Consider the following 18,418-nt stretch of genomic DNA (forward strand, 5'->3'; position numbering starts at 1 on the left):
CGGACCATGCTTTCAAGCAGGTACTTGATTGAGGTCAGAGATCGAGTTCGGCCACCAGCGGCAGGTGGTCGGAGGCGACGCGCGCGGCGGGGCTGTCGTGCACGTGGATGGCGTCGATGACCTCCAGGGGCTTCACCCACAGGCGGTCCAGGGCGAACCAGGGGCGGTGGGCCGGGAAGGTGGCGGGGGCCGGCAGGCGGCCGAAGACGCGCCGCAGCCAGCGCAGCGGCCGGCCCCAGAGGAACCACTCGTTGAGGTCGCCGAGCAGGATGCGCACCTCGGCATCGTCGGCCTCGAGCAGCGGCAGCAGTTGCCGGATCTGGGCGCGGCGCTCGCCGGGCCGCAGGCCGAGGTGGGTGGCGACGAGGCGGAGGTCGACCTGGTTGTGGGTGAGGGCGAGCTCGATGGCGCCGCGCGGTTCACGCCCTGGCACGCTGAGGTCGTGACGGCTGATGCCGGCCACCGGCAGGCGGGTGAGCACGGCATTGCCGTAGTGGCCGCGCGCGTCGGTGAAGGTGACACCATCGATGGCGTGTGCACCCAGTGCCTCGGCCAGGGTGTCGAGCAGGTGGCCCGGGGTGTCGGCATGAAAGCCCACCTCCTGCAGGGCCACGATGTCGGCATCGATCTCCCGCAGCACGCGGGCGATGCGCAGGGCATCCTCCCGGCCATCGCGGCCGATGGCGCGATGGATGTTGTAGCTCGCGATGCGCAGGCTCATGCGCCGGCGGTGTCCCCGTCTTCCCCGTTCCCGCCACGCTTGCGCCGGAGCCAGTAGCGCAGCCCGGCCATGGCCAGGATCACCACGCCGATGGCCACCAGCAGGATGAGGATCTGCGTGGGCGTGGGGTCGCGCAGCGAGGCGACGATGCGGTCGGCGAGAAAGGCCGTGGCCGCCACGCCCGGCAGCAGGCCGATGAGGCTGCCGATGGCGAAGTCGCGCAGGCGGATGTCGGAGACCCCGGCGATGACGTTGATCACCGAGAACGGCGCCACCGGGATGATGCGCAGGGCGATGGTGGTGAGCAGGCCGCGTCGTCCCAGGGTGCGGCTGATGCGGTGCACCCGGCCGCCGGCGAGTTGTGCGACCGCATCGCGTCCGAGCAGGTGGCCGATTCCGTAGGTGACCAGTGCCGAGATCTCAGCGCCGACCAGGGAGTAGATGGCCCCGGTCCAGGCACCGAAGACCATCACGGTGACGATGAACATGAGCGTGATCGGCACCACGGCGAGCCCGGCCAGCACATAGGCGCCGATCACCAGCAGGGGGGTGAAGGGGCGCTCGTCGATCCAGCGCCCGACATCGGCCAGCCGGTCCACGTCCAGCCAGTCGCCCACCGGAGTCCAGCGCCACAGGGCGGCGAGTGTCAGCACGCCGGCGATCAGCAGCCCGATCTTGAGGAAATGCCCCCAGGCCGGGGTCTGCTGGTCCGGGTCGACGATCTGGTCGAAGAGCTCCTGCGGCGAGACGGGCTTTTCGGGGTCGAGCAGGGCGGCGTCGGGTACCCATTCGTCCACCTCGGCGGGGACCCCGGCATCCAGCGGTTGCAGCGTGCGTTCACCGCCGCGCAGGGACTCGATGGCCGCGATCAGGCCGTCGTGTTCCGCCTCGGCCGTGGCGAGTGCGTCCACGGATACGCCCAGGTGCTCGGCCAGCAGGCGCCGGCGGAAGGCGGCGATGGGCTCGCCCAGGTCGCGCTCCTCCGTGGAGGCGACGGCGAGGTCGCATTCGGAATCGAGCCCCATGGAGCGGTTGCTCAGATTGGAGGAGGCCACGCGGGCGAAGGCATCGTCGATGACCATCACCTTGGCGTGCACCATGAGCGAGACCGGCGGCTCGCTGGAGAGGCGCGCGTAGTACACGCGCAGGCGGTCGTGCCGGTCGGCCTCGTGCAGGTCCCGCAGCACGCGCCCGCGCAGCACGTCCATGGTGTGCTGTTCCAGCCAGCCGCCGGTCTGCTCGGGCATCACCAGTACCACCTCGGGGCCGTCGGGCTCGCGCAGGCGTTCGGCCAGGGCCTCGGCCATGCGGTGCGAGCTGAAGTACTGGTTCTCGATGTAGAGGAAGCGCTGGGCGGCGGCGATGCTGTCGAGATACAGCCGTTCCACCTCGCGGATCTCGCCGCGGTCGCGGTAGGCGGGCAGGCTGCGGGCGATGGCCACGTCGAGGCTGGTGAGGCTGGGCTGCACGCTGGGTGGCCAGGGGTCGTGGTCGGCACCGCGCGGCTCGACCGGGTCGGCCTCGCCGCCGGCGAAACGCCAGCGTTCGCGCGCCAGTTCGCCGAGCCGGGCGGCGGCCTCGCCGTCCACCAGCATCTGCACGTCGTGAAACGGGGGGTAGGGCTTGCCGTCCGGGTCGAGGCGGCGCGGGTCATCCGGCCGGTGCTCGCTGGTGTCCCAGCGCCACTTGCTGATGTCCAGCCCGCCGGAGAAGGCGATGGCATCGTCCACCACCACGATCTTCTGGTGCTGCGAGGCGCCCAGCGGGTGCTCCCCGTCCAGGCAGAAGTGCACGCGGTCGTGGGAGCGCCAGCGCAGCTTGTAGCGCGGGAAGAACTCGCGCTCCAGTGCATAGATCATCGCGAAGTCCCAGCTCAGGATGTAGACGTGCAGGTCGGGACGTTCGGCCGCCACGGCATCGAGCAGGGCGCCGAGGGTGACGGGGTAGCCGTCGTCCGGCGGGGTGTCGTCGCGCACCAGGCGCAGTTCGCTGTGGATGTCCCAGCCGACGATGAAGACGGCGTGGCGCGCGCGAATAATGGCCTCGCGTATGGCGCGGTAGTAGTCGGCACCGTCGATGACGAAGGCGGCGCGGTGGGCGTGTGCGAGGTGCCAGCAGTTGCGCCCGGGGGCCAGTAGCGTGTCCATGCATCACCCGCCGGCTTGCGCCCGGCAGGCCCGTGTGGGTGGCCCTTCAGAGTAGCGCAATCGCGTCGACGCTGCAGCGCGGGGGCTTATTTGTAGAGCAGGATGCCGACGTAGTGCGCGGCGCTGCCGGCCAGCACGAACAGGTGCCAGATGCCGTGGGCCCCCGGGCGCCAGTGGGAGAGGATGTAAAAGCCGATGCCGCCGGTATAGAGCAGCCCGCCGGCCAGCATCCAGGCAAAGCCCGTGGGACTGATCCGCTCGAGCAGGGGGTCCAGGGCGACGATGATGCACCAGCCCATGATCACGTAGATCAGCACCGGCACGATGCGCGGCCCGCGCCGGAACAGGGCGTCGTAGACCATGCCGAAGATCGCCAGTCCCCAGGTCAGGCCGAACAGCCACCAGCCCCAGGCGGTGTCGCGCAGCGCGGCCAGGGTGAAAGGCGTGTAGGTGCCGGCGATGAGCAGGTAGATGGCCTGGTGGTCGAGGATCTGGAAGACCCGTTTGGGTTTGCCGTCCAGGCCGTGGTAGAGGGCCGAGATCAGGTAGAGGGTGAAGAGCGTGAAGCCATACACCGAGAAGGCGATGATCTCGCGCGCGTAGCCGTCGAGGCTGGCGAAGACGATGAGCACCACGGCGGCGGGGAAGGCGAGTGCGGCGCCGATGAGATGACTGATGGTGTTGAAGCGCTCGGCGCGCCGCGCGGCGGCCGCGCGCTCAGTGACTGGATGCATGGGTGGCCGTCCGTTCGATCAGGGTCAGTTTGGCAACGCGGGAGAGGCGCTTGATGGCCGCCTCGCGCTGGCAGGCGCTGGCGCGGTTTGCCGCCGTCTCGACGTGGGCGAGGATGACGGGCCGGCGACTGGCCGTGTAGCGCGCCCCACCCGGCAGCTCGCCGTTGTGCTCGCGCAGGCGGCGGTCCACGTCCACCGTCACGCCGGTGTAGAGGCTGCCGTCGGCGCAGCGCAGGATGTATACGCACCAGCCGCTCACGCGCAGGCCTCCCAGCCCAGCCGGTCCAGTACCTGGCGGAAGTCCGCCGCGAGCGGCGCCTCGATGGCGAGCGGCGCGCCCGTGTGCGGGTGGGCGAGCGCCAGGCCGGTGGCCGCCAGCAGCAGGCGGTGGGAGTCGAGCTGCTCGCGGAAGAAGCGGTTGTGGCGGCCGTCGCCGTGGGTGGTGTCGCCCACCACGGGATGGAAGATGTGCTTCATGTGACGGCGGATCTGGTGCTTGCGGCCGGTCTCCGGGGTCAGGCGCAGCAGCGAGTAACGCGCCGTGGGGTAGCGGCCCACGGCATGGGGCAGCTCCACGGTGGCCAGGCGCCGCCAGGGTGTGACGGCCGGCTGGGCGGCCTTGTCCGGGTCGGCCAGCGCGTCGGTCATGCGGTCCTGTTCCTCGCGCAGGGCATAGTCGATCACGCCGGCCTCCGGTGTGTGCCCGCGTACCACGGCGAGGTAGGTCTTCTGCACCGCGCCTGCGGTGAAGGCCGCGGTGAGCCGCCGGGCGGTCTCCGGGTCGAGCGCGAACAGCAGCGCGCCCGAGGTGGGCTTGTCCAGGCGATGCACGGGGTAGACGCGCCGGCCGATGCGGTCGCGCACCAGCTGCAGGGCGAAGCGCGTCTCGCGCCGGTCGATCAGGCTGCGGTGCACGAGCAGACCGGCCGGCTTGTGCACGGCCACCAGCCAGTCGTCCTGGAAGAGGATGTCGGGTTCGGTCACGGGCGTCGTGGGGGTCAGTAACCCCGCCGCGGTAAAGGTTGCCATCCGCGCCGGGGTCGGCCAAAGTGAAGTCTTTATGGTCGGTCGCCACCGGTTTCGTTGCAACCGCTATGCTTGCGACAGGTCCGGGTGATCCGAGTACGACGAGCCATGCATCACGACCACACAGACGAATTTCCCACGCCCGCCATCGACAAGCCCGCTCTGGTGCGCCGCTTGCGCGAGCTCCTGCCGGCCGAGGCGGTGCTCTCGACGGAGGAGGACCTGCGTCCCTACGAGTGCGACGGGCTGTCGGCCTATCGCCGCCTGCCGATGGTGGCCGTCCTGCCCGGGACCGTGGACCAGGTGCAGGCCATCCTGCGGCTCTGCCACCAGTACAACGTGCCGGTGGTGGCGCGCGGGGCGGGCACGGGGCTCTCCGGCGGCGCGCTGCCCTTCGAGCAGGGGCTGCTGCTGAGCCTGGCGAAATTCTCGCAGATCCTCGAGATCGACACCACGCGGCGCACGGCCCGTGTGCAGCCCGGCGTACGCAACCTCGCCATCTCCCAGGCGGTGGAGGAGTTCGGGCTGTACTACGCCCCCGACCCCTCCTCGCAGATCGCCTGCACCATCGGCGGCAACGTGGCCGAGAACTCGGGCGGCGTACACTGCCTCAAGTACGGTCTCACGGTGCACAACATCCAGAAGCTCAAGGTGGTGACCATCGACGGCGAGCTGCTGGAGATCGGCGGCGACGGCCTGGACAGCCCGGGCTACGACCTGCTCGCGCTGTTGACCGGCTCCGAGGGCATGCTGGCCGTGATCGTCGAGGTGACGGTGAAGCTGCTGCCCCGGCCCGAGCGCGCCCAGGTGCTGCTGGCCGCCTTCGACGACGTGGTGAAGGCGGGCGCGGCGGTGGGCAACATCATCGCCGCCGGCATCATCCCCGCAGGCCTGGAGATGATGGACCGGCTCGCCATCCAGGCCGCCGAGGACTTCGTGCACGCGGGCTACCCGCGCGATGCCGAGGCCATCCTGCTCTGCGAGCTCGACGGCACCAACGAGGAGGTCTCGGAGCACATCTTCGCCGTGCGCCAGATCCTGAAGCAAAGCGGCGCCACCGAGGTGCGCACCGCACGTGATGACGCCGAGCGCCTGACCTTCTGGAAGGGCCGCAAGGCCGCCTTCCCCGCCGTGGGCCGCATCTCGCCCGACTACTACTGCATGGACGGCACCATCCCGCGCAAGCGGCTGCCCGAGGTGCTCAAGCGCATGGCCGAGCTCTCGCAGGAATATGACTTGGCCGTGGCCAACGTCTTCCACGCCGGCGACGGCAACCTGCACCCGCTCATCCTCTACGATGCCAACCAGCCGGGCGAGCTCGAACGTACCGAGGAATTCGGCGGCCGGATCCTGGAGCTCTGTGTCGAGGTGGGCGGCACCATCACCGGCGAACACGGCGTGGGCATGGAGAAGATCAACCAGATGTGCGTGCAGTTCGATGCCCTGGAGCTGACCCAGTTTCATGCCATCAAGCACGCCTTCGACCCCGAGGGCCTGCTGAATCCGGGCAAGGCCGTGCCCACGCTGCATCGCTGCGCCGAGTTCGGCGCCATGCACGTGCACCGCGGCGAGCTGCCCTTCCCCGAGCTGGAGCGTTTCTGATGGACGATCGCTCGGCCGAATTGCGCGACCAGGTGCGGGCCGCCGCCGCGGACGGGACGCCGCTGCGCATCGTCGGCGGCGACACCAAGCACTTCCTCGGGCGGGCGACGCCGGGCGAGGCGCTGGCCACGGCCGGGCATCGCGGCATCGTGCACTACGAGCCCACCGAACTCGTCGTCACCGCCCGCGCGGGCACGCCGCTGGCCGAGATCGACGCGGCCCTGGCCGAGCACAACCAGATCCTGGGCTTCGAGCCGCCGCACCTGGGCGCGGGCGCCACCGTGGGCGGCACCGTGGCCTGCAACCTCTCCGGGCCGCGCCGCGCCTACGCCGGTGCGGCGCGCGACTTCGTGCTGGGGACGAAGGTGCTGAACGGCCGCGGCGAGATCCTCTCCTTCGGCGGCGAGGTGATGAAGAACGTGGCGGGCTACGACGTCTCGCGCCTGATGGCCGGGGCCATGGGCACGCTGGGCGTGCTGCTCGAGGTCTCGCTGCGCGTGATCCCGCGCCCCGAAACGCACATCACCCTGGCGCGCAGGACCACGGACCAGGAGGCCCTGTTCCTGCTGCATCGCTGGGCCGGGCGGCAGCTGCCCATCACCGCCACCTGTTTTCACGGCGACACCTTGTATGTTCGCCTCTGCGGCACGCCCAAGGGGGTGGCGGCGGCACGCCAGCGCGTGGGCGGGGAGCTCGTCGAGGACAGCGCCGGCTTCTGGCACAAGCTGCGCGAGCAGCGCCACGCCTTCTTCACGGCGAAGCGGCCGATCTGGCGGCTGTCGGTGGCCTCGGACGCCCCGCCGGGCGAGATCGATGGCAAGTGGCTCTACGAGTGGGGCGGGGCGCAGCGCTGGCTGGTGAGCGACGCCCCGGCCGAGGAGATCCGTGCCTGGGCGCGGGCCGCCGGCGGTCACGCCACGCTGGTGCACAACCGGCCGGCGGGCGCCGAGACCGGCGAGATCTTCCAGCCCCTGGCCCCGGGGCTGCTGGCGCTGCACCGTCGCCTCAAGGCCGCCTTCGATCCGGCGGGCATCCTCAACCCCGGCCGCCTGTACGCGGAGCTGTAGGCATGCAGACGCAGATCAGCGCCAGGTACCGCGACACCCGCCAGGGCCTGGAGGCCGAGCGTATCCTGCGCGCCTGCGTGCACTGCGGCTTCTGCACCGCCACCTGCCCGACCTACCAGCTGCTGGGTGACGAGCTCGACGGCCCGCGCGGGCGCATCTATCTCATCAAGCAGCTGCTCGAGGGCGGCGCGGTGAGCGCGAAGACGCAGACCCACCTCGACCGCTGCCTGACCTGCCGCTCCTGCGAGACCACCTGCCCCTCCGGCGTGCAGTACGGCCGGCTGGTGGACATCGGCCGCGAGCTGGTCGAGGCCGAGGTGCCGCGCCCGGCGGGCGCGCGGCTCACGCGCAGGCTGCTGCGCAAGCTGCTCCCCTACCCGGCGCGCTTCGCCCCGCTGCTGGCCCTGGGCCGGCTGACGCGTCCGCTGCTGCCCGCGGCGCTGCGCCGCAAGGTGCCGGTCGCCCAGTCGGCGGGCGCGCGTCCCGCCTCCGGGCATGCCCGCCGGATGCTGGTGCTGGAGGGCTGCGCCCAGAGCGTGGCCACGCCCGCCACCAATGCCGCCACCGCACGCGTGCTCGACCGGCTAGGCATCACGCTGGTCACGCCGCAGGGCGCGGGCTGCTGCGGGGCGGTGAGCCAGCACCTGGCCGCCCCGGCCGAGGCGCTGGGGTTCGTGCGCCGCAATATCGATGCCTGGTGGCCGCACATCGAGGCGGGGGCCGAGGCGATCATCATCACCGCCAGCGGCTGCGGGGCGATGGTGAAGGAGTATGCCCACCTGCTGAAGGACGACCCGGACTACGCCGACAGGGCCGCGCGCGTCACGGCGCTGGCGAAGGACATCGCCGAGGTGCTGCGCGACGAGCCGCTGCCGAAGGAGCGCCTGAAGCCACAGCGGCGCAGGATCGCCTTCCAGAGCCCCTGCACCCTGCAGCACGGTCAGCAACTCGCCGGCGTGGTCGAGGGCATACTGACCCGCGCGGGCTTCAGCCTCACCCCCGTGGCCGACGCCCACCTGTGCTGCGGCTCGGCCGGCACCTATTCCATCCTCCAGCCCGGGCTGTCGCAGCAGCTGCGCGACAACAAGCTCGCGGCGCTCGGCAAGGGCGCGCCCGAGGTCATCGCCACGGCCAATATCGGCTGCCAGCTGCACCTGGCCACCGGCACCGATACGCCCGTGCGGCACTGGATCGAGCTGCTGGACGAGGCCTTCGCGGACCGCTAGCCGGGCGGGCCGAGGCGCTGCCCGGACAGGCGGTGGCCCCGGCGGTCCCATTCTCCCGCCCCAGCTGCTATCTTTTCTCTGGGGTCCACCTCCCCGTCAACACATAAACGATAAGAACTGCGGCCGCGCACAAGGCCCGGCTGCTTCCCAAAGGAGGTTACTGATGAGCGATTTCCGCGATACCCGTTCCGGCTCGCGCCGCAAGTTCCTGAAGGGACTGGCCGCCGCTGGCGGGGCCACCGTCCTCGGTGCGCCTTTCATAAGCAGTGCCCAGGCCGCCCAGGGACATACCTGGAAGGTCCAGTCCGTCTGGGACGCCGGCACCACCGGCTACGCCCTGTTCGAGAACTGGTGCAACAGCATCAAGGAGAAGTCGGGCGGCGAGCTCGACATCAAGCCCTTCGCCGCCAAGGCGGTGGCCGCCGACAACAACGCGCTGTTCGACGCCGTGCGTTCCGGCGTGCTGCAGGGCATGAACCCCTTCACCCTCTACTGGCCCGGCAAGATCCCGGCCAGCGTGTTTCTCTCCTCCTATCCGCTCGGCCCGGATCAGCCGGCGCAGTGGGACACCATGCACTACGGCCTGGGCATGCTGCAGATGGCGCGCGAGATCTATGCCAAGTTCGGCCTGATGTTCGTCGGCCCCATCCAGCACGATGCCAACATCATCCACTCGAAGAAGCCGGTGAACTCGGTGGAAGACCTCAAGGGCATGAAGATCCGCCTGCCGGGCGGCATGGTGGCCGAGGTGTTCCAGCAGTTCGGCGTCTCCACCGTCTCGCTGCCGGGCTCGGACATCTTCCCCGCGCTGGAGAAAGGCACCATCGACGCCGCCGACTACGTCGGCCCGGCGGTGAACTACGACCTCGGCTTCCACCAGGTGACGGACTACATCCTGTTCGGCCCGCCCGGCACCATGTCGATCTACCAGCCCTGCGACGTGATGGACCTGACGGTGAACATGCGCGCCTGGAAGGCCCTGTCGCCGAAGATGCAGGAGTTCGTCGAGGAGCAGGTGTACATCTACTCGCGCGATCACTACAACGGCATCCAGAAGAAGAACATCGAGGCCATGGGCAAGTTCAAGGCCGCCGGCAACACGGTCTCGCGCCTCAGTGCCGAGGACGTGGACAAGTTCCGCGCCGCCGCGATCCCGATCTGGTTCAAGTGGGCGAAGAAGGACGCCGACGCCGCACGCGTGTTCAAGCTGCAGCTCGACTACATGATGAACGAGACCATGGGCTACGTGACGCCGGAGGACATCAAGGGCTACAGCCTCTGATCGGCGACAGGGTCCTCATCCGGGGCGGGCGGCGATCATCGCCGCCCGCCTTCTCCTAAAGTTACGCGGAGTCGGTTACACATGTCCGATCTGGAAGGCTTCGGTTTTGTCATGCCCCACTGGTTGTACTGGGGCTGGCTGGCCATCATGCCGTTGGCGATGATCTGGCTGGCAAAACGTCACGAGAAGAAACACCCACCCTTATCCCCCACACCTGACGAGAATCTCGCGCAGGAACTGCTCGCCACGGAAGATCCCACCCGGGACTGGCCCGGCAACTGGTTCACGAAATCCATCGACTGGCTGAGCAACGCCACCGGGATCTTCGTCGCGTTCTGGACCGTGAACGCGGTGATCTTCTACTTCTTCGAGGTGGTGATGCGCTACCTCTTCAACATGCCGACCATCTGGGTGCACGAGGGCTCCTACCTGCTGTTCGGCATGCAGTACCTGCTGGCCGGGGCCTATGCCCTGCTGCACGGCGCGCATGTGCGGGTCGACATCCTGTACGTGAAGTTTCCGCTGCGCGCCCGCGTCGGCGTGGACATCTTCACCTCCGTCTTCTTCTTCATCTTCGCCGTGGCGCTGATGGGGACTTCGTTCCGTTTCTTCATGGATTCCTACAACATGAGTGAAGTCACCATGGAGACCTGGGGCATCCAGCACTGGCCGGTGAAGGGCATGATGCTGCTGGGTTCGATCCTGATCCTGCTGGCCGGGTTCTCCAAGCTGGTCAAGGACATCGTCCTCTTCCACAAGCTGGGGAGGGCGCGCGCATGAGCCAGTCCATGGCCGCACCCACGCCGGGCAGCCGTATCGGCACCTGGCTGACCTATGCGCTCACGCTGCTGGCGGTCTTCGTCGTCGGCGTCGAGATCATCAACATCCTGTTCTACGATCCCTGGGGCGAGGAGGTCTTCCTGTTCCGCTCGGCCGGCATGCTGGCCGGCGTGGACATCGCCACCCTCACCTGGATCATGTTCGGCAGCCTGTTCGTGCTGCTGATGCTGGGCCTGCCGCTGGCCTTCGTCACCGGTGGGCTCGGGGTGGTGTTCATCTACCTGGTCGGTGACCAGCTGATGCTCAACATCATCCCCACGCGCATCTTCCCGATGATGACCAACTCGGACCTGGCCGCCATCCCGCTGTTCATCTTCATGGCCGCAATGCTGGAGCGGGCCGGGCTCATCGAGGAGATGTTCGACGTGGTCTACAAGTGGATGGGCGGGCTCAACGGCGGTCTGGCCGCGGCCACCATCCTCGCCTCCACGATACTCGCCGCCATGGTCGGCGTGATCGGCGCGGCGGTGGTGACCATGGGCATCATCGCCCTGCCGGCCATGCTCAGGCGCAAGTACGATCCGAAGATCGCGCTGGGCTCGATCATGGCCGGCGGCACGCTCGGCATCCTCATCCCGCCGTCGATCCTGGCGATCCTCTATGCGGTGGTGGCGCAGCAGTCGGTGGGCGAGCTGTATCTCGGTTCGGTGCTGCCGGGCCTGATGCTCTCCGGGCTCTACATCGCCTACGTGCTGTTCCGCAGCTGGAAGAACCCCAAGCTCGGGCCGGCCCTGCCGGTCGAGGAGCGAGTGGGCATGGGCGAGAAGATTCGACTGCTGTCGCGCCTGACCGCGCCGCTGGTGCTGGTGTTCCTGGTGCTGGGCCTGCTGTTCGGCGGCATCGCCACCCCGGTGGAGGCCGCCGGCATCGGTTCCTTCGGCGCGATCGTGGTGGCCATGATGCACCGGCGCTTCAATATCCTCGCCCTGCGCGAGGCCTCGGTGACCACGGTGAAGGCCACGGCCATGGTGCTGTGGATCATCTTCGGTGCCTCGGTCTTTGTCGGCTTCTACATCCTGCAGGGCGGGCAGACCTTCATTACCGAGACCCTGCTGGGTACCGGGCTGTCGGCCTACGGCATCCTGTTCCTGATGATGGTGCTGCTGGTGATCCTGGGCATGTTCCTCGACTGGGTGGGCATCCTGCTGCTGGCCGTGCCGATCTTCGTGCCCATCATCCGCGCGCTCACCTTCGACGGGCTGTTCGGCCTGCCGGGGCCGGATGCGGATGCCGTGGTGCTGTGGTTCGGCGTGCTGTACCTGGTCAACATGCAGATGTCGTTCCTCAGCCCGCCCTTCGGCTATGCCCTGTTCTACATCCGCGGCGTCTGCCCGCCGGATATCAGCATGGCCACGATCTTCCGCTCGGCGCTGGTCTTCCTCGGCCTGCAGACCTTCGGTCTGGTGCTGGTGATCCTGTTCCCGGCGCTGGCCACCTGGTTGCCGAGCCTGGTGTATGGTTAGAGACGTCCGACAAGGTCGGCTCTTCGGAGGTGATGATCATGAGTGACGCACGCATCGACATCGCCGGCCTGCAGGTCGCCCGTTCCCTGTTCGATTTCATCGGGCAGGAGGCGGCGCCGGGTACGGGCATCGACCCGGGTGCCTTCTGGCAGGCACTGGCGGATCTGCATCGGGGTTTCGCCCCGCGCAACCGCGAGCTGCTTGCGCGCCGGGACGCCCTGCAGCAACAGCTCGATGCCTGGCACCGTGAGCGGCGCGGCCAGCCACATGATGCCGCGGCCTATCGCGCCTTCCTCGAGGACATCGGCTACCTGTTGCCGGAGGGCGAGGACTTTCGCATCACCACCGGGAACGTGGACCCGGAGATCGCCGAGGTGGCCGGGCCGCAGCTGGTGGTGCCGGTGAACAATGCGCGTTATGCGCTCAATGCCGCCAATGCCCGCTGGGGCAGTCTGTACGATGCGCTCTACGGCACCGACGTGCTGCCCGAGGACGAGGGCGCCACGCGCGGCACGCGCTACAACCCGCTGCGCGGCGCGAAGGTGATCGAGGCGGCCCGGGCCTTCCTGGACGAGACCATTCCGCTGGCCCGGGGGCGACACGCCGAGGTCCTGGCCTATGACCTGCGCGACAACGTCCTGCGTGTCACGCTGACCAGCGGTGCGCACACAGGACTGGCGGACCCGGGGCAGCTGGCAGGCTATCGGCACGAGGATGGCCGTCTGACCACCCTGCTGTTCCGGCACCACGGCCTGCACATCGAGCTGCAGTTGGCCACCGATCTCGAGCCCCACGAGGTGCGGCCGGTGGCCATCCGGGACGTGATCCTCGAATCGGCCCTCACGACCATCCAGGACTGCGAGGACTCGGTGGCGGCGGTGGATGCGCAGGACAAGGTGGCCGTCTACCGCAACTGGCTGGGCCTGATGAAGGGCACGCTGGAGGCGAGTTTCGAGAAGGGCGGCCGGCCGGTGGTGCGGCGTCTCGCACCCGACCGCAGCTACACCGCACCCGGCGGGCGGACCATCACCCTGCCGGGCCGCAGCCTCATGCTGGTGCGCAACGTCGGCCATCTCATGACCATCGACGCCGTGCAGGATGCCGACGGCGAGCCCGTCTTCGAGGGCATGCTGGATCTCATGGTCACGGCCCTCTGCGCCCTGCACGACCTGCGGGGTGACGGGGAGCTGAACAACAGCCGCAGCGGCAGCATGTACATCGTCAAGCCGAAGATGCACGGGCCGGAGGAGGTCGCCTTTGCCGTGGAACTCTTCGCCGCCGCCGAGGCGGCCCTGGGGCTGGCGCCCAACACGCTCAAGATCGGCATCATGGACGAGGAGCGGCGTACCACGCTCAATCTCCGGGAGTGCATCCGCGCCGCCCGCGAGCGGGTGATCTTCATCAACACGGGCTTTCTGGATCGCACCGGCGACGAGATCCACAGCTCCATGGAGGCCGGGCCGATGCTTGGCAAGGCCCGCATGAAACAGTCCACCTGGCTCACCGCCTACGAGGACTGGAACGTGGACACGGGGCTGGCCTGCGGCTTTCGCGGCCGGGCGCAGATCGGCAAGGGCATGTGGACCATGCCCGACGAGATGAAGGCCATGGTCGAGACCAAGGTCGGTCACCCCCGGGCCGGCGCGAACTGCGCCTGGGTGCCCTCGCCCACCGCGGCCACCCTGCACGCCATGCACTATCACCGCGTGGATGTGGCCGCCCGCCAGACCGAACTGCTGAAGGGCGGGCGACGCGCCACGCGCGACGACCTGCTCGCCATCCCGGTGGTGGCGCAGCCCGACTGGCCGGCCGAGGAGATCCGTGCCGAGCTCGACAATGCCTGCCAGGGCATCCTCGGCTACGTGGTGCGCTGGATCGACCAGGGTATCGGCGCCTCCAAGGTGCCGGACATCAACCACGTCGGCCTGATGGAGGACCGCGCGACCCTGCGCATATCGAGTCAGTTGCTGGCCAACTGGTTGCATCACGGAGTGGTGAGCGAGGAGGAGGTGATGGACGGGCTGCGGCGCATGGCGCTGCTGGTCGATGAACAGAATGCCACCGACGTGCACTATGCCCGACTGGCCCCGGGCCATGACGGCATCGCCTTCCAGGCGGCGCGCGACCTGATCTTCCAGGGGCGGGAATCGCCCAACGGCTACACCGAGCCGCTGCTGCATGCCCACCGGCGGGCGCTCAAGGCCGCCGTCCAGGGGTAGGCGGGCCTCAGTCCAGGCCGCGGACCCGGCCGCGCAGCTGCTTGGTCCTGCCGCGCTGCGTCTTCTCATCCATGCGCTTGCGTTTGGCCGCCTTGCCGGGCCGGGTGGGCAGGCGCTTCTTCTGCACCTCTGCCACCGCCTGGACCAGCGCCTGCAGGCGCGCCAGGGCATCCTCCCTGTTCTTCTCCTGGGTGCGGAAGCGCTGCGCCTTGATCACCACCACGCCGTCGCCGGTGATGCGCCGGTCCCGCAGGGCCAGCAGACGCTCCTTGTAGAACTCGGGCAGTGACGAGGCGCGGATGTCGAAGCGCAGGTGGATGGCGGTGGCGACCTTGTTGACGTTCTGTCCGCCGGCGCCCTGAGCGCGCACGGCGGTGAGCTCGATCTCGTCGTCAGGCAGGGATACGTTGCGGGAGATGACCAGCATGGTGGCAGGGTAACATGCCGGCTGGGGGAACCGGCGGCGGCTGGCGGTATCTATATTAGAGTTTTCTAATATGTTATTCTGGCCGCATCCCGGGTCTCGGCCCGAATCGCATCTCTGGAGGCAACACCAATGACCATCGACCGCATCGTCATGATCTTCGCCGGCACCGTGATCCTGGTGAGCCTGGCGCTCTCCCAGCTGCACTCCGTCCACTGGCTGTGGCTCACGGCCTTTGCCGGCTTCAACCTGATCCAGTCCGCCATCACCGGCTTCTGCCCGCCGGCCATCCTGCTGAAGAAGCTGGGCTTCAAGCCGGGTTCCAGTTTCAAGTAAACCGCGCTTCGGCCTGGCGGCCGGCGTAGTCAGCAGCGGGGCGGAGACGCCCCGTTTTTTTATGCCCAATCCACAGGGCGGCGCGGCCCACGGCCGCCATCCAAACCAGGTGATGGCGGGCGTCCGATGATGGTTACGGCGGGTCGCGGCCCGCCCTAGGTGGCGACGCGGTTGCGGCCGGCCTTCTTGGCCCGGTAGAGGGCCTTGTCGGCGGCCTTGATCACCGCCTGGGGGTCGCGGGCGTGCTCGCCGGGTTCGGCGGCGCCGATGCTGATGGTGATCGGCACCTGCCGGTCGCTACCCCTGACCTTCTTTTCCCCCTTCCGCTTCGGCCGGTTCCTGCCGCGCACGGTAAACGGTGCATCGGCAATGGCCGCGCGCAGGCGCTCGAGCTGGGGCAGGGCATCTTCCGCCCGGCGCCCGGCGAACAGCACCGTGAATTCCTCCCCGCCATAGCGGAAGGGCTTGCCGCCGCCCTTCACCCCCTTCAGGCGTGCCGCGACCATCTTCAACACCTCGTCACCGACGTCGTGGCCGTAGGTGTCGTTGAATTTCTTGAAGTGGTCCACGTCCAGCATGGCAATGGTGTAGCGGCCGCCGAGCTTGAGCAGGGCCTGGTTCAGGGCGCGGCGGCCGGGCAGACCGGTGAGCTCGTCACGGTAGGCCATGAAGTGCGAGACCTCGAGCAGGGCGATGACGAGGATGAGCACAGCGGTCGCGAAGCCGGTGGCCAGCAGGCCGTCGACGGGCGCGGCGAGCAGGACGTAGAGCATGGTGGCCAGTGCCCAGAACAGGCCGTATTCCATGGCATTGCGCTGGCGCAGGCCCTGGATGGCGGTGACGGCCAGGGCCAGACCGAAGGCGAGCAGTGCCGGTTGCCCCAGGCGCAGGGCGTCGAGTGCGGGCAGTGGCAGGAGGGCATGGCCGAAGCCATGTAGCCAGTCGAGCCGCTGGCCGTACAGCAGCATCCAGAGACCGGCGACCTGGGCGGCGATGACGGCCCAGCGCAGCAGGCCATGCCAGGTGAAGATGCCGCGTTCCTTGAGCAGGGCGATGACGGCGATGTTCAGCGGCAGCAGCACGGTGATGGCGTGACGCAGCAACGAGTCGCCGGCATGCAGCGCGATGCCGGCGACGGCGACGACCACGGTGGCGAAGACCAGGCGGCTGCGGTCGAAGCGCCAGCCCAGCAGCAGGGCAATGATCACGACCGTGGCGGGGTAGACGCCCTCCAGGTGGGCGAGCCTGGGCGAGACATCCGGGTGTCCGGCGGCGATCAGCTGCAGGAGAAAGAGCAGGCCGCCAGGAAGCAGGAAGGCGGTCAGGCCGCGTAGCAGGGAGAGGGACACTCGGTACTCCGGTGGTGAACGCGGACCAAGCTTAGCGCGAATCCGGCGCCGCGTGCGAACGCTGCACATACCCTCGCCGGGCCATCTCCGGTAGAGTGGTCGGCGGGGGGCGATCCGCCGTGGGCGCCAGAGTCGAAGAAGAAGAGTCGCATGGAATTCGCATGATTACCGGGCGCAGGATCAGCAGGCGATTCCGCTCCTGGATGCTGTTCTTTCTGTTGCTGCCGGCCACGGGCATGGCGGTCATGGATGCCACGGCCCCCCATGTGAGCATCGGCAAGGGTGTGTTGGTGCTCGATGACCGCGAGCGCGCGTTCGACTTCGAGGACGTGGAGCAGGGCACGGTATCCGCGGCATTTCGCCCGCTGGAGACGGACGTGCCGAGTTTCGGCTTTGCCAACACGGCGGTGTGGCTGCATTTCGAACTGGTGAATGCAGGCCCCGGGGCACTCGACCGGCTGCTGGTGGTGGAGTGCTCCTGGCTGGATGCCCTGACCCTGTGGGTGAGAGGCCCCGACGGCGATCTCCTGCGCCAGCACTTCGGCGACACCCTGCCCTACGGCGAGCGCAGCTACGACCACCCGCTGCCGGTGTTTCGTCTCACGCTGCCACCCGGTACCAGCACGCTGTACCTGCGCGCCGAGGCGCGTGACCCGCTGCTGGTGCCCGTCGATCTCTGGGAGCCCGAGGCCTTCGCCCGGCAGGATCGCTGGACGTCGTTCTACTACGGCGTGTTCTACGGCGCCATTGCCATCATGGCGTTGTACAACCTGTTTCTCTTCCTGTTCCTGCGCGACCGGCCGTATCTCTTCTATGTGCTGTATCTCGCGGCCTTTCTCGTCATGAACCTCACCTACAACGGGTTCACCTATGCGCTGGTCTGGCGCGACTCGCCGGAGTGGGTGAACTGGTTGCACCCCATCACCATCTACCTGTTCCAGATCACCGGCGTGCTGTTCGCGATCCACTTTCTCGGCACGCGGCTGCGCAATCCGTATCTGCACCGTTTCCTGCTGGCGTTTCTCGCCGTGCTGGTCCTGGCCCTGCTGGGCTCGTGGGTGCTCGGCGGCTATTACACGCATGTCTCGCTGTCGATCGCACTTGTGGTCACCTACACCCTGACCGTGGTCGTGGCCGGCCTGCTGTCCTGGTACCGGGGCAATCGTGCCGCGCGCTTCTTCATCGTCGGCAGTTTTTCCTCGCTGGTGGGGGCGAGCATCACCGCACTGGTCGTGGCCGGGGTGCTGCCCTATCACTTCGCGACCTACCGTGCAGTGGAGTTCGGCATGATGCTGGACGTCACCCTGCTCGCGATGGCCCTGGCGGACCGCTACAACCTCATGCGCCAGGAGCGGGACCGGGTAGAGGCCCGCTACCGGGATTCGCTGGCGCAGACCAAACAGACACTCGAACAGGAGGTCGCCATACGTACGCAGGAACTGCGTACCGCCAAGGAACGGGCGGAAAACCTGGCACGGACCGACGAACTCACCGGCATCAACAATCGGCGCGCCTTCTACGACTATGGCATGCGCGCGCTGGAGATCGCGCATCGCCATCGGCACCCGGTCTCGCTGCTGATGATGGATCTCGATCACTTCAAGGAGATCAACGACAGCTTCGGCCACGCGGCCGGCGACGCCCTGCTCGTGGCCGTGAGCGAGATCGTGCGCGAGGCGGTGCGTGGCACGGACATCCTCGGGCGGCTGGGCGGCGAGGAATTCGGTATCGTGCTGCCGCATACGGAGCTCGGTGCCGCCCGCGACCTCGCCGAAAAGCTGCGCGCCACCATTGCCCGCCTGGATTTGCGGCACGAGGGGGAGTTTCTCTCCGTGACGGCCAGCATCGGCGTGGCCGAGTGCCGCTATGACGACAACCTGGATACGCTCATCTCGCGTGCCGACACGGCGCTCTACGCGGCCAAGCGCGAGGGCCGAAACCGCGTGGTCTGTGCGTGATCTTGTCGGCACTGCCGGCATGGG

General features: G+C 68.4%; 16 protein-coding genes. 9 read left to right on the forward strand and 7 right to left on the reverse strand.

The window, feature by feature from the left end; genetic code table 11:
- Window positions 1-34: 34 nt before the first annotated feature.
- From HUJ28_11860 to truC, 5 genes are all read right to left on the reverse strand, one after another.
- Window positions 35-721, reverse strand: a complete 687-nt coding sequence (locus HUJ28_11860; protein MBD3620155.1) for an endonuclease/exonuclease/phosphatase family protein — start codon at window positions 719-721, stop codon at window positions 35-37.
- Window positions 718-2,868, reverse strand: coding sequence for a VTT domain-containing protein (locus HUJ28_11865; protein MBD3620156.1), 2,151 nt, complete (start codon window positions 2,866-2,868; stop codon window positions 718-720). The genes HUJ28_11860 and HUJ28_11865 overlap by 4 nt, the downstream gene beginning before the upstream one ends.
- Window positions 2,869-2,954: 86 nt before the next feature.
- On the reverse strand, window positions 2,955-3,602 hold the full coding sequence (locus HUJ28_11870) for a hemolysin III family protein (GenBank protein ID MBD3620157.1): 648 nt from the start codon (window positions 3,600-3,602) through the stop codon (window positions 2,955-2,957).
- Window positions 3,586-3,861, reverse strand: coding sequence for a GIY-YIG nuclease family protein (locus HUJ28_11875; GenBank protein MBD3620158.1), 276 nt, complete (start codon window positions 3,859-3,861; stop codon window positions 3,586-3,588). The genes HUJ28_11870 and HUJ28_11875 overlap by 17 nt, the downstream gene beginning before the upstream one ends.
- Window positions 3,858-4,631, reverse strand: coding sequence for a tRNA pseudouridine(65) synthase TruC (gene truC / locus HUJ28_11880; protein ID MBD3620159.1), 774 nt, complete (start codon window positions 4,629-4,631; stop codon window positions 3,858-3,860). The genes HUJ28_11875 and truC overlap by 4 nt, the downstream gene beginning before the upstream one ends.
- A 105-nt stretch (window positions 4,632-4,736) precedes the next feature.
- Here truC and glcD point away from each other — a divergent pair, with 105 nt between their 5' ends.
- From glcD to HUJ28_11915, 7 genes are all read left to right on the forward strand, one after another.
- Window positions 4,737-6,230: a glycolate oxidase subunit GlcD gene (glcD, locus tag HUJ28_11885; protein MBD3620160.1), complete on the forward strand. Its 1,494-nt coding sequence runs from the start codon at window positions 4,737-4,739 to the stop codon at window positions 6,228-6,230.
- A complete protein-coding gene (glcE, locus tag HUJ28_11890; GenBank protein ID MBD3620161.1) occupies window positions 6,230-7,297 on the forward strand; it encodes a glycolate oxidase subunit GlcE in 1,068 nt (355 codons plus the stop codon). Before glcD ends, glcE begins: the two co-directional genes overlap by 1 nt.
- Before the next feature lie 2 nt (window positions 7,298-7,299).
- On the forward strand, window positions 7,300-8,523 hold the full coding sequence (glcF, locus tag HUJ28_11895) for a glycolate oxidase subunit GlcF (GenBank protein ID MBD3620162.1): 1,224 nt from the start codon (window positions 7,300-7,302) through the stop codon (window positions 8,521-8,523).
- A gap of 163 nt (window positions 8,524-8,686) precedes the next feature.
- A complete protein-coding gene (dctP, locus tag HUJ28_11900; GenBank protein ID MBD3620163.1) occupies window positions 8,687-9,805 on the forward strand; it encodes a TRAP transporter substrate-binding protein DctP in 1,119 nt (372 codons plus the stop codon).
- 81 nt (window positions 9,806-9,886) lie between these two features.
- The gene (locus tag HUJ28_11905; GenBank protein ID MBD3620164.1) at window positions 9,887-10,585 is read left to right on the forward strand and encodes a TRAP transporter small permease subunit; all 699 of its coding nucleotides are present in this window, start codon (window positions 9,887-9,889) and stop codon (window positions 10,583-10,585) included.
- Window positions 10,582-12,108: a TRAP transporter large permease subunit gene (locus HUJ28_11910; GenBank protein MBD3620165.1), complete on the forward strand. Its 1,527-nt coding sequence runs from the start codon at window positions 10,582-10,584 to the stop codon at window positions 12,106-12,108. The genes HUJ28_11905 and HUJ28_11910 overlap by 4 nt, the downstream gene beginning before the upstream one ends.
- A gap of 38 nt (window positions 12,109-12,146) precedes the next feature.
- Window positions 12,147-14,327, forward strand: coding sequence for a malate synthase G (locus tag HUJ28_11915; GenBank protein MBD3620166.1), 2,181 nt, complete (start codon window positions 12,147-12,149; stop codon window positions 14,325-14,327).
- A gap of 7 nt (window positions 14,328-14,334) precedes the next feature.
- Here the strand turns inward: HUJ28_11915 and arfB are convergent, their stop codons facing one another.
- Window positions 14,335-14,754, reverse strand: a complete 420-nt coding sequence (arfB, locus tag HUJ28_11920) for an aminoacyl-tRNA hydrolase (GenBank protein ID MBD3620167.1) — start codon at window positions 14,752-14,754, stop codon at window positions 14,335-14,337.
- A gap of 129 nt (window positions 14,755-14,883) precedes the next feature.
- Here arfB and HUJ28_11925 point away from each other — a divergent pair, with 129 nt between their 5' ends.
- Entirely contained in the window at window positions 14,884-15,087 is a 204-nt protein-coding gene (locus tag HUJ28_11925) for a DUF2892 domain-containing protein (protein MBD3620168.1), read from the forward strand.
- 155 nt (window positions 15,088-15,242) lie between these two features.
- On the opposite strand, the gene HUJ28_11930 is transcribed toward HUJ28_11925, so the two are convergent.
- Entirely contained in the window at window positions 15,243-16,436 is a 1,194-nt protein-coding gene (locus tag HUJ28_11930) for a GGDEF domain-containing protein (GenBank protein MBD3620169.1), read from the reverse strand.
- Window positions 16,437-16,597: 161 nt separating this feature from the next.
- Here HUJ28_11930 and HUJ28_11935 point away from each other — a divergent pair, with 161 nt between their 5' ends.
- Window positions 16,598-18,394, forward strand: coding sequence for a GGDEF domain-containing protein (locus HUJ28_11935; protein ID MBD3620170.1), 1,797 nt, complete (start codon window positions 16,598-16,600; stop codon window positions 18,392-18,394).
- Window positions 18,395-18,418 lie beyond the last annotated feature (24 nt).

Source organism: Chromatiales bacterium (genome assembly GCA_014762505.1).
Classification (GTDB): Bacteria; Pseudomonadota; Gammaproteobacteria; order SpSt-1174; family SpSt-1174; genus SpSt-1174.

Coding starts and splice junctions, on each gene's coding strand:
- HUJ28_11860 (MBD3620155.1), bottom strand. CDS start 721: ATGAGCCTGCGCATCGCGAGCTACAACATCCATCGCGCCATCGGCCGC.
- HUJ28_11865 (MBD3620156.1), bottom strand. CDS start 2,868: ATGGACACGCTACTGGCCCCCGGGCGCAACTGCTGGCACCTCGCACAC.
- HUJ28_11870 (MBD3620157.1), bottom strand. CDS start 3,602: ATGCATCCAGTCACTGAGCGCGCGGCCGCCGCGCGGCGCGCCGAGCGC.
- truC (MBD3620159.1), bottom strand. CDS start 4,631: ATGGCAACCTTTACCGCGGCGGGGTTACTGACCCCCACGACGCCCGTG.
- glcD (MBD3620160.1), top strand. CDS start 4,737: ATGCATCACGACCACACAGACGAATTTCCCACGCCCGCCATCGACAAG.
- glcE (MBD3620161.1), top strand. CDS start 6,230: ATGGACGATCGCTCGGCCGAATTGCGCGACCAGGTGCGGGCCGCCGCC.
- glcF (MBD3620162.1), top strand. CDS start 7,300: ATGCAGACGCAGATCAGCGCCAGGTACCGCGACACCCGCCAGGGCCTG.
- dctP (MBD3620163.1), top strand. CDS start 8,687: ATGAGCGATTTCCGCGATACCCGTTCCGGCTCGCGCCGCAAGTTCCTG.
- HUJ28_11905 (MBD3620164.1), top strand. CDS start 9,887: ATGTCCGATCTGGAAGGCTTCGGTTTTGTCATGCCCCACTGGTTGTAC.
- HUJ28_11910 (MBD3620165.1), top strand. CDS start 10,582: ATGAGCCAGTCCATGGCCGCACCCACGCCGGGCAGCCGTATCGGCACC.
- HUJ28_11915 (MBD3620166.1), top strand. CDS start 12,147: ATGAGTGACGCACGCATCGACATCGCCGGCCTGCAGGTCGCCCGTTCC.
- arfB (MBD3620167.1), bottom strand. CDS start 14,754: ATGCTGGTCATCTCCCGCAACGTATCCCTGCCTGACGACGAGATCGAG.
- HUJ28_11925 (MBD3620168.1), top strand. CDS start 14,884: ATGACCATCGACCGCATCGTCATGATCTTCGCCGGCACCGTGATCCTG.
- HUJ28_11935 (MBD3620170.1), top strand. CDS start 16,598: ATGATTACCGGGCGCAGGATCAGCAGGCGATTCCGCTCCTGGATGCTG.